This window comes from Nguyenibacter vanlangensis (assembly GCF_013376155.1).
Lineage (GTDB): Bacteria > Pseudomonadota > Alphaproteobacteria > Acetobacterales > Acetobacteraceae > Gluconacetobacter > Gluconacetobacter vanlangensis.
In genome coordinates, this window is the sequence record NZ_JABXXP010001166.1 from 1 (window position 1) to 619 (window position 619).

Here is a 619-nt window from a genome sequence, read left to right on the forward strand (position 1 = left end):
CCGAAGGGCTGGCGGCCGGCCTGCCGCCCGGCGCGGTCGTTCATGCGGGCACCACCGACGGGTGCGCGTCGTTCCTGGCGACGGGGGCGGACCGGGCAGGGGACGCGGTAACGGCGCTAGGTTCCACCCTGGTCGTCAAGCTGCTGTCGGATGTGCGAATCGACGCTCCGTCCTATGGGATCTACAGCCACCGGATCGGCGGCCGCTATCTGGTGGGCGGGGCGTCCAACAGCGGGGGGGCGGTCCTGCTGGGCCTGTTCGGCGTCGACCGGCTGGCTGCCCTGACGGCGGGGCTTCGTCCCGACATGCCGACCGGACTGGACTATTATCCGCTGCTGCGCGCGGGAGAACGCTTTCCGGTCAGCGACCCGGCGTTCCAGCCGCGGCTGGAGCCGCGCCCGGCCGATGACGGGGTCTTCTTCCAGGGCGTGCTGGAGGGCATGGCGATGATCGAGGCGACGGGATACGCGCGGCTGGAGCAATTGGGGGCGACGGCGCTCCGTTCGGTCCGCACGGTCGGCGGCGGTGCGGCGAACGCGGGCTGGACCGCCTTGCGCCAGGCGCGGATCGGCGTGCCGTTCCTGCCCAGCCGGTCCGAGGACGCGTGCGTGGGCGCGGC

The 619-nt window shown here is 73.2% G+C and carries 1 protein-coding gene; it reads left to right on the plus strand.

What is annotated here, in order from left to right; all coding sequences use genetic code 11:
- Positions 1-619: FGGY-family carbohydrate kinase (locus HUK84_RS21905; protein ID WP_246285829.1), on the plus strand; the 619-nt coding region annotated here is incomplete at both ends.